Below are 7939 nucleotides of genomic sequence, written 5' to 3'. Positions count from 1 at the left end.
ATTGCCCAGTTTTGGTGATCAATCCCAAAGAACTGCCCAAATAGGAGGACGCCAGGGGGTCCAACATTCAAAAGCCGGCTATTGCTGCCAAAAGCCCTTTAGCCCAATAAGGCCGCGGCCTTCCTGCCGGAATAACACCGGCTCCTAAAAACAAGTGTCCATTCACAGTGGACAAAGACCTTGCCTTCGATACGGCAGTGAAAAGGGGCAGTATCCCTGGATACCACACCAAAATTATCCTTTTCCCCTGCCCTGCAAGGATTGGTTTGATGCCCGTCCCGTTTGCCCCGATGGCTCCACCTCTGCAAAAGTTCCTGACGATCACCTACACCTTAATTGTACAAATCAACTCAACGTGCTTAGTCTACTTGGATGTCAACCTCGTCCGGCCGGTACACGGCCGTAATGCGGCCCTCCCGGTCGGCGGCAAACAACACGCTGCGGTCACTCTCGAGCGTAAAGCTGTATACGGCTCCGGTCTGCGGGTCCTTGACCTGTACCGGGGCATCCCAGCCGTACTCGGAGACGAACACGTACAGGCTGCCGTCCTTGAAGCTGAGCTTCCGGCCATACACGCCCGGCAGGTCTCCGCCGGCCAGCCACTCGAGCTCACGCTCAACGCCGGCTGCGGCAGCCGCGTACCGGTACAGCTCGAGGATCGGCTCGTCCCGGCCGTTCAGCTCGAGCGGCAGCGGGCTCCAGATGAGCCGGCCCTTGCCCAGCGGCACGTCCACAAGCGCGTCCATGCTTGCGCCGGTCCCTGCGGCCGGGATTTCCTTGGCCACCTCGGCGATTCGCCGGTGCCCGAAGGATACCGGCAGCAGCCGGCCATTCACGCCGAGCATTTCCTCCCGGCGCACGTTGGCAAGCCGGCGCTCGCCAAGGACGGCGTCGAGGCGTGTCGTCGGACGCCAGTAGGCGTCCAGGCCGAGCGGGCCGGTGGCGAGCAGCGTCGCGCCGGTGTCCTTGACGAGCTCCAGCAGCTCGTCCAGCGCGCGGCTGTCCATATTATGCGGGCTCGGCAGCAGGATCAGCTTCGGCGCCTTCTGCCGCAGCGCGTCCAGATGGTATTCCGACGCCGCACGGAATGGCAGCTTCAGGTCATAAGCCAGCAGCCGGGTCAGCCGTGTCGTCGACTGGAACGCAAATGCGCGGTTTGAGAAGTCGTTGGAGTACGGGAAGACGGCGACGATGTCTTCGAGCTCCCGGTCCGTAAACAAGTCCCGCGTGGCCGCGATGAAGCGTCCAAAGTCGTAGGATACGTCCGCTTCCGGCTTCTCCGTGCCATCGGCGCGGAGGGCTCCGATATGCGATTCATTGGCGTTGTCCATATAGAAGTTCGTATTCCAGATCCAGTGGATCGCACCGGCCCCCCCAGTAGAGAAGGCGTAGGCGTATTTCCGCTCCAAAATGCTGCGCAGCTCGGCTTCGGACCGCTTGGCGCGGCCGTCCGGCGTTTCTACGTACATAATGCCGGTTTCCTGAATCAGGTTCGGTTTATCCGGCGTTTTGGTGAAGATGCCGTCCCATACCAGATAGTCGTTTAACCACCAGGAGTGCACCGTCGTATAATCGACGGCCTGCTCATAGAAGAACGGAGATGGGCGCTGGGCGCCGAGCGCTTCGTCCTGCCCGACGGTGACCAAATGGTCCGGGCACAGCTCCTTGATCGTTCCGACGAGCTGCTCGGCCCACCGGTTGTGCATATCCATCGAGAACAGACAGTAATCGAGCCATCTCGTTCCCTTCTTGGCTTTGTGCATATCCTGCACGTCGAAGTTGATCTCTTCCGCTTCCGGAATGGATGCCGAAGCAAAGTCGGGCAGCTGATCCGGCGTCATGTTCCATGCTTCCTGGAGGCAGCGAATATCGCCGTGACGGCGCTTCAGCCACTCCACGAACGCCTGGTGCTCAAACGGATCGCGGGCGGAACGCGGTCCCTCCGAGAAAATACGCGGCGGATCGAACATCGACGGTTCGTTAATCAAATCCCAGTCCACATGCGTCGTGGCCGTGTGGCGGCTGACGATGCTGCGGATGAAGCGTTTCTGGGCCTCAACGCTCTGCGTGTCGAGATAAGGGTTCAGCCCTTCCCACGTCTCCGGTGTGAAGGAGAAGAACGTAAACGTCACCTGCAGGCCATGCCGCTTGGCCGTCAGGAAGAAAGCGTCGATCGCGCGCAGCACTTCCTCCGAGGCATGGCCGTCGACTTGCATAATATTCCGGTAAGCCGTCCAGACGCCGGTGCGGATCCAGTTGATGCCCGCCTTGGCCATCTGGGCCATGTCCCGCTCCCATACGTCCACGTTCGGCAGGAACAGGAACTTGCGCGCCACGTCGGAGGTCATGTACGTCATGCCCACAACGGGCAGCGGCCGCCCGTCTTTGATGAAATAGTCGCGGCTGCGGGTAATCGGCGAGCCCTCGGCCAGAAGGAGGTCGTCACGGCCCCAGAAGCCCTGGCGCAGCACGCGAATTTCGCTGTCCGGTCCCTCTGCGCGGCATACGATGCGGTACAGCCCGCTCTTCAAGGCCAGAGGCACCGGAATGCGCACGAAGTTCTGCTCCTTCGTCACCTGCGCCTGGAACCGGTGGCTCCAAGCCTCTCCGCTTCCGCCCTCATGGCTTACTTCCAGCTCGAAGCTCCACAGCTCAGGCGCCGCATTGCGCGATTCCCCTCGCTGCAAAATCTGCGTCTGCAGCGTCAGCACCGCGTGTTCCCCGGCTTCGTACGAAGCATAATTCGGCTTCAGCGACAGCTCGGTCACGCCCCGCGCGCAGAAACGCGCCCAGTCGACTAGGTGCGCAGCGCCATTGCCGTTCCAGAACGCTTCCGTTAGCGGCAGGAACACGAACATCCAGCGCGAGCCGGCGAACGTCACGCGGGAGTTCTCCCACAGCACGATCGGCGCGGCGATCTCGCGCCCTTCGGCGCTGAGGCCGGTAAGCAGCGGATAGATCTGCGTGCTCATCGGGCCGGCTGAGCCCATCTGCTGCGGCAAATCGGCGCTTTTGGTCGTATGCGGCACTAGGTTCCAGGCATCTGCCAGCTCAAACAGACCTTCTTGACCATTCAGCAGCGGGATGCGGTCCGAAACGGCGAGTTTCGTGACTTTGCCTGTGTCCACCCGCAGCGCTTCGTGAATATAGAGTTCCTGATGATAGGCGGTTTGCTCGGTCTCCGACACCCAAGACCCGTTATCCCGTGCCATAGGAATTTTAAAAGGCGCCCCGCCTGCACTGATCAGGCTGCCTCCCCGATGCAGGAAGGCGGAAATTTCCGTCCAGGCAGCCTTGGGAAAATAAGGCGCGTGCAAATTGACAAAACAACCTTGATCCACTCCGCGAAGCGCATCAGCCAGTTCTTCGGCGCGAACAACCGCCACTTCTGCGGCATGCTGGAAGTCTCCGGCCTGCGGGAGCTTGCCCGCAGCCGGGAAATCCGGATCGCATAGAATGATGATATGCCGGCTCATAGCAGACCGTCCTTCATGGCCTTATACACGAGCTGGGAGAACAGGCTGTTGGACCAGGCGAACCATTTTCGCGTAAAAACGGTCGGATCGTCCGCGTGGAACCCTTCATGCATAAAGCCTGTATCCGCATCGGTCGCTTCCAGCATGGCGATCATCTCCAGCTTCTCTTCGGCCGTCTGCGCGGTCAATCCCTGCATGGACAAGGCCATATGCCAGATATAGTCCTCCGGCGTGTGCGGGCTGCCGATGCCCTTGGCCGCTTTGCCTTCGAAGTAGAACGGATTTTCTTTGCTGAGCGCAAACCGTCTCGTATTTTGATAAATCGGATCGTCCGCCGTTGTATACCCCAAGTAAGGGATGGACATCAGGCCCGGCGTACCGGCGTCGTCCATCAGGCAGTAGTTGCCGTAGCCGTCGGTCTCGTAGGCGTAAATCGGCCCGAACTGCGGATGGCGGTAAATGCCGTACAGCTGAATACCGTAGTTGACTTCGATCTCCAGCTCTTTGAGCTCGGCGAGCATGTCCATGTCGCGGAAGACCCACTCGGCGAACTCCTGCATTTGGCGCAGCGCCACGACCGCAAACATATTGCCCGGAATGTTGTAATGGAAGTCGCAAGCGTCGTCGCTGGAGCGGAAGCCCGACCAGATCATACCTGTGTAGTTAACCGGCATGCCCATTCCGTTATTGCGCAGGGAGTCGGTTAGGATGCCGTTGTTGCGCGTAAAGCGGTACGGAGACTTCTCGAAGTGGTGCTGCTCCGTTTTGAACACGTCGATGATGGCGCGCATGGCCTTTTTGAAATTGGCATCGAAAATATCGGTCAGCTCGGTTTCCTTCCAGTACAGGTACGCCAGACGAATGACGAAGCACAGCGAATCGATCTCGAATTTGCGCTCCCACACCCATGGGGACATGTCCGTTTCGTCCGTCGTATTCCAGTGCCAGTCATTGGCCGATTCATTGAACGCATTGGCGTACGGGTCGATCAAGACGTAGTGAACATGGCGTTTGATCAATCCGCCGATAATGCGCTGCAGATCCTGGTCTTCCTTGGCAAAAGGTACGTAATGGACGACCTGCTCCACGGAATCGCGCAGCCAGGAGGCCGGGATGTCTCCTGTAATGACGAAGGTCGTTCCGTCATCCATCAGCTTAGTCGTCGTTTCCAGCGTATTTGGAAAGCAGTTTTTGAACAGCTGCAGCAGCTTCGGCCGGTGGGCCAGCTTCTGCTCGGCTTCTTTAATTACGTCCTGGATCGCCTTCGGCATCTCCAGCGCCGGCATCGGTATTTTAGGAAGTCTGAATTGTTCCAAAGCGATACGCCCCTTTACTTGGCTGAATTGTAGAGTGTAATGATGTCACATTAAATCATGTATTGTTATACGTTCTATACCAAACTTCTATATATGGTGTTAATCAACCTGCTTAAGCAGGACGGTTTTAATTTCATAAGGGGCAAAAGATAATTGCAGTTTCCCCTCCTGAAGCTGCAGCGGATGGGCCGGCTCCTCCAGCGCGTTGGACAGATAAGCCTCTGTGATGGCACCCGGCCATGTCAGCTCGATCTGTTCGCGTCCGCCGGTCGATTCATAGAACCGCAGGATGACGCCGCTTCCGTCCTCGGACGGTTTCACCGTGTCGAGCACGACGTGTCCACCGGATAGGGTAATCAGCGATCCCGTTGACGGACGAGAGCCTTGTGCACCGGACTCCGCCTGGCGAACCGGCATGTCCACGTTCAGCTCCGCCGCCTGACGGACGGTGTGTGACTCCCTCCAGCCGCCTTGATGCGGCAGCAAAGAGTAGGTGAAGTCATGCTCGCCAAGGTCTGCCGTCACGTCCGGCCACTTCGGCGCCCGCAGCAGGGACAGACGGATCGTGCTGCCCTGAACGTCATAGCCGTATTTGCAGTCGTTCAGCAGGCTGACGCCGTATCCATGCTCCGACACGTCCACGAAGCGGTGTCCGCATACCTCGTACTGCGCCTGCTCCCAGCTCGTGTTCCGGTGGGTGGCGCGCTCAAGCGAACCGAATGGAATTTCGTAGGTCGCCTTATCGGTGACCACATCGACCGGGAAGCCCACTTTCAGAAGCTTGTGTGCCTCGTTCCAGTGGACATGCGTTTTGAAATCGATCCGCCGGTCATGGTGATAGAAGATCATGTCCTGCGTGATTTCGGACTGGCCGATCTTCCAGCGGAAGCGGAGCACATCTTTGGTGCGTCCGGCCAGAACCAGCCGCTTCTCGAGCAGCTCCGCCTCACCGGCCGGCTGCTGTTCGTAGCGGGTGTCAATGTCCCAGGCATCCCACAGCGTCGGACGGTCGTGGAAGAAGTGGAACCGGTTGGCGCGTTCCCCTTGCTTCACGACTTCCCGGCCGGCAGCCTTATCCAGCAGGCTGGTGATTTCGCCCCGCTCGTTGAACCGCACGAGGTAAGCGGAAGTCTCCCACGTATCGCCGAACGATTGAACTCCGGCGGAGTCAGCATTCACAGCGGCCTCCGGCTTCACCCACACGGTTTTATAACCCAGTGCCGGTACGTCGGGAACCCGCACGGAGATTCCTCCTTCGACAGCGTCCGTCTCCAGGCGCGTGCCGTGCTCGTCATAAGCGGCCAAGGCGCCTTCGCCTTGTTCGGCTTCGATATGAACCACAGAGCTCTGGCTCCATCCGAGACTGTTGAAGACAACGTACGGAGTGCCCTCCTTGCCGGAAGTGTTGATATCCGACACCAGCGTGTTCAGCCCTTCGTTCAAGGCATGGTCTCCCTTGGCGAAAATTTCGCCGTATTCCTTGTCCGATGTTTCATACGTTTCGGTAATCGCCGAGCCCGGAATGATGTCGTGGAACTGGTTCAGCAGGATCAGCTTCCAGCCGTCATGCAGCTGCTGCGTCACCTCTGTACGGTTGGCCGTATCCATGTTCGGCCCAGCCAGCGTGTTCCACAGCTCGGCTTCCCGGTACAGCACCTCCGCCTTGCGGTTGCTGCGTTTGTTGCGGGCATGCGTCGTATACGTGCCGCGGTGCAGCTCCAGGTAAAGATCGCCGCGCCACGTCGGAAGCACCGGACCCGCATGCTCGATGCTCTCGAAGAACTTGGCCGCCGTACTGTAACGGCTTGCCGGCTGCCCGACCATCAGATCGGACCGGTCGATGTACTCCAGCATCTCGCGGGTGACACCACCGCCGCCGTCCCCGTGTCCGTACAGGAGCATCTGCTCGGGATGCAGCGCTTTTTCCCGATAGGACTGCCAGTGATCGTGAACATCCTTCGGCAGTGTGTGTTCGTTCACGCCATGGTTCAGATAAGACAAAATCGGTGTTCCATCGATGCCGACCCAATGGAACAAATCGTATGGGAACAGGTTGGTGTCGTTCCAACCGAGCTTGGTCGTCATGAAATAATCCACTTTGCCGTGCTTCAAAATTTGTGGCAGCGATGCGCAGTAGCCAAACGTGTCCGGCAGCCATTCGATATTCGACATCCGGCCGAATTCCTCCTGGTAGAACCGCTGGCCGTACAGCATCTGCCGGATCAGTGATTCGCCGCTCGGCAGATTCAGGTCGGGCTCGACCCACATGCCGCCGACCAGCTCCCAGCGTCCTTCCACGATCCGCGCCTTGACCCGTTCGAACAGCTCGGGGTCGTTTTCCTTCAGAAACGCGAAGAGCTGCGGCTGGCTTTGCGTGTACCGGTATTCCGGATATTCCTCCATCAGCCGGTCGACGGTCGAGAACGTGCGGCTCGCCTTGCGTACCGTTTCGCGGACAGGCCACAGCCAGGCGATATCGATGTGCGACTGGCCGACCATATGCTCCAGCCCCTCGGCATTGCCGCCCACTTCCTGGACGTCTGCTCTAAGCGCTGCCTCAATATCGGCAACGGCTCTGCCATCACGGATGGCCGCCGAATCCAGGTTCACGAACCGGTCCATCGCCCGGTACAGCACTTCCATCAGGCGTACGCGGCGGAAGTCTTCCTGCGGCAGCAGCACCAGCGAGTCACGCACGACGGTGACTGTATACATCAGGCTCAGCACCGCATGATTCGGCCGCACGAGCAGACTCGTGACCGACGTGATCGGCGGGTTAATAACGGCCTGCTGATTCAATGGATCGACCGGTTCCGGAACCGGGTCAAACAGCTCGATTTCGAGTTCCGGCGTCTCTCCGATCACTGCAGGATCGAGCGTTACATACGTATGATTGCGGTCGAGGCCTTGGTAGGAAACCCCGTTGACGCGCAGAAGCCCTTCTCCGCCCGAAGCGAAGACGAGCCCGAATGGCTCGGATGGCCAGCCTTCCGGCAGCTCAAGCCGGGTCCGGAAGAAATATGTCGTTCCTTGCTTGCTTGGAAAAGAGGCCAGCCCCTTCCCTTCCGGGTAAGGAGCCGTATTCTCATATTCGCCAGGCAATTTGTAGTAAGAGCGGGTGATGTCCCAGCTGCGGAGCTCAGTCTG

At 59.1% G+C, this 7939-nt stretch carries 3 protein-coding genes; all 3 read right to left on the bottom strand.

Annotated elements, in window-relative coordinates; all coding sequences use genetic code 11:
- Positions 1-359: 359 nt before the first annotated feature.
- Positions 360-3476 carry a beta-galactosidase gene (locus CPT76_RS29220; protein ID WP_105445374.1) on the bottom strand — a complete coding sequence of 1039 codons (3117 nt, stop codon included), beginning with the start codon at positions 3474-3476 and terminating at the stop codon, positions 360-362.
- The gene (locus CPT76_RS29215; protein WP_105445373.1) at positions 3473-4792 is read right to left on the bottom strand and encodes a glycoside hydrolase family 125 protein; all 1320 of its coding nucleotides are present in this window, start codon (positions 4790-4792) and stop codon (positions 3473-3475) included. Before CPT76_RS29215 ends, CPT76_RS29220 begins: the two co-directional genes overlap by 4 nt.
- Positions 4793-4891: 99 nt before the next feature.
- A partial coding sequence (locus CPT76_RS29210) for an alpha-mannosidase (RefSeq protein ID WP_105445372.1) occupies positions 4892-7939 on the bottom strand: 3048 nt, incomplete at its 5' end.

It is taken from the genome of Paenibacillus sp. AR247 (genome assembly GCF_002968895.1).
In the GTDB taxonomy this organism is placed as follows: Bacteria; Bacillota; Bacilli; order Paenibacillales; family Paenibacillaceae; genus Paenibacillus_AQ; species Paenibacillus_AQ favisporus.
This window is presented reverse-complemented; position numbering and strand designations above follow the sequence as displayed.

Bases quoted from the DNA above. Each gene is read 5' to 3' on its own strand.
- CPT76_RS29220 (WP_105445374.1), bottom strand. From the start codon at position 3,476: ATGAGCCGGCATATCATCATTCTATGCGATCCGGATTTCCCGGCTGCG.